The organism is Mycobacterium sp. (assembly GCF_049278535.1).
Lineage (GTDB): Bacteria > Actinomycetota > Actinomycetes > Mycobacteriales > Mycobacteriaceae > Mycobacterium.
In genome coordinates, this window is sequence record NZ_JBAPMI010000325.1 from 1 (window position 1) to 2,366 (window position 2,366).

2 protein-coding genes and 1 pseudogene are annotated in these 2,366 nt (G+C 65.6%); 1 reads left to right on the top strand and 2 read right to left on the bottom strand.

Features of this window, described 5'->3' with window-relative positions; all coding sequences use genetic code 11:
* Positions 1-690: pseudogene (locus tag WAO18_RS21415) on the bottom strand (endopeptidase); the annotation flags it as partial.
* A 158-nt stretch (positions 691-848) separates the two neighbouring features.
* On the bottom strand, positions 849-1,100 hold the full coding sequence (locus tag WAO18_RS21420; RefSeq protein WP_422208239.1) for a hypothetical protein: 252 nt from the start codon (positions 1,098-1,100) through the stop codon (positions 849-851).
* Between the two features lie 160 nt (positions 1,101-1,260).
* On the opposite strand from WAO18_RS21420, the gene WAO18_RS21425 reads away from it, so the two are divergent.
* A partial coding sequence (locus tag WAO18_RS21425) for a DEDD exonuclease domain-containing protein (RefSeq protein WP_422208240.1) occupies positions 1,261-2,366 on the top strand: 1,106 nt, incomplete at its 3' end.

A 2,366-nucleotide genomic window follows, 5' to 3' on the forward strand; every position in this document is an offset into this window, starting at 1 on the left:
CGGTGGCAGTGCCTCGGGAGCGGGCGCCGCGGCCGGGGGTGGCGGGACGGGCCCGGGAGCTGCCAACGCGGTGCGCTCGGGTGGGCTCAGCGCCAGATACTGCGACTTGACGATGGCGATTTGCAGCTGCAACCGGCTCTGCTTGGACTGCAGGCTCGCCCGCACCGCGGTCGCCTGCTCCGCCGCGGTCTTGGCCTCGGCGGCCGATTTCGCGGATTCTTTCTCGGCCTGGGCGGCTTCCTCGCGGGTGGCGCGGTAGGTAGCCATCTGCGCGATCATTGCCGTGGAGATGACCCGCTGCACGGACAACTTGCCGATCAGCTGCTGCGGCGACTCGGCCGTCATGATCGCGTTCATCCCGTCGGTGCGACCGCCCATGTACATCGCTGCAGCGAACTTGTCGACGCCAGCCTGGAAGGTTGCCAGTCGCGATTTCGCCGCATCGGCGGCCGCCGCATCGTCGTTGTGCTTCTTTTCGGCGGTCTGTTGCACAGCCAGCTTGTTGTTGAGATCGAGCTGGGCGCTATGCATCGCTTCGGTGGTCTGCTCGGCCTGCCGAGACAACTCGTTGAGCTTTGCCATCGCATCATTGGCCGGGTCGGCCAGCACATTGCTGGCGGCTACTCCGGATAGAGCGATGAAACCGGCTAGCGCGGGGACAACAAAGCGCTTAGCGACGCGCAAAGACAAACGTCCACCATTTAGCTTTGTTCGCAAAACCTTGCATCCTTAAAACCCGTCGGCATGACAGCCGAGTCTGCTCTAGGTCTCAGATAGGTTACGAAACGGCATCGAGCTTGTCCAACTGTGAGTTGTTAAGAAAACAGCAAGATTTCAGGCTAACGCCGTTAGGCGACTCCCGGACGCTGACGGTGGATGGGCACCAACCGCAGTCTCGGTGCCATTCCAGCGTCGGCAAGGACCTCGAGTGCGGCCCGCTCGTCTTCCAGCAAAGTTTCTGGTACCCCGAGTATCACGCTGACCACACAGTCGCGACACCCAGGACCGCGCACCGCGCAGTCGTCACAGTCGATGACCACCGGTTCTGTCGACTCGGGCGGATCTGCCGCCGCCCAATCGGGCTCGTTGTAATGCACCATCTGGCTGGTCCTCTCCGTCTTAATCGTCGGCCTTGCCGTGACGCTAACCGTGGCTACCGACAAGTTCTGGGCTCGGCGCTCATCGGTCACACCAGGTCCGGGGGCGACGCGCCGCAAGCAAACCCGCGCAGTGTCGGTGCGACTGGTTACCGTCGCCGCCATGGGCGCGCCCGCTGCCGAGCAGCTGAGCCTCCCCGATCTCGACGGGGCTGCTGAAATATCGCTGCGGGAAACCACTTTCGTCGTCGTCGACCTGGAGACCACCGGCGGTCGCATGACAGCCGGTGACGGCAAGGGCGCGGATGCGATCACCGAGATCGGTGCGGTCAAAGTTCGCGGCGGCGTCGTGCTGGGCGAGTTCGCCACCCTGGTCGATCCACAGCGGAGTATTCCGCCGCAGATCGTCCAACTGACCGGGATCACCACCGCGATGGTGTGCGACGCCCCGACGATCGCCGCCGTTCTGCCGATGTTTCTCGAGTTCGCCCGCGGCTCCGTGCTGGTCGCCCACAACGCCCGGTTCGACATGGGCTTCTTGCGGGCCGCCGCCGATCAATGTGGCATCCGCTGGTCGCGCCCGCAGGCGCTGTGCACGGTCCAACTGGCGCGGCGGGTGCTCAGCCGCGAAGAGGCGCCGAGTGTGCGATTGGCGGCGCTGGCACGGCTGTTCGCCGTCGCCAGCGAACCCACCCACCGGGCACTCGACGACGCGCGAGCCACTGTCGAGGTGCTGCACGCGCTGATCGAGCGAGTCGGCAACCAGGGCGTACACACCTACGCCGAGCTGCGGTCCTACCTGCCCAATGTGTCTCCGGCACAACGGCGTAAACGGGTGCTCGCCGAGGGCTTGCCGCGCCGGCCCGGGGTGTACCTGTTTCGCGGACCGGGAAACGAGGTGCTATACGTCGGGACAGCAATCAACTTGCGGCGCAGGGTAAGTCAGTACTTCAACGGCTCAGATCAGCGCACCCGAATCAAAGAGATGGTCACCTTGGCCGGCTCTGTTGAGCACGTCGAATGTGCGCACGCGCTGGAAGCCGGTGTCCGCGAGCTGCGGATGCTCGCCGCGCATGCCCCGCCCTACAACCGCCGGTCGAGATTCCCGCACCGCTGGTGGTGGGTGGTGTTGAGCGACGAGGCGTTCCCCCGGTTTTCGGTGGTGCGTAAGCCGCGCCACGACCGCGCAGTCGGCCCGTTTCGGTCCCGCGCAGACGCCGCCGACGCGGCGGAGCTGCTGGCGCGCTTCACCGGTGTACGCAGCTGCAC

Bases quoted from the DNA above. Each gene is read 5' to 3' on its own strand.
- WAO18_RS21420 (WP_422208239.1), bottom strand. From the start codon at position 1,100: ATGGTGCATTACAACGAGCCCGATTGGGCGGCGGCAGATCCGCCCGAG.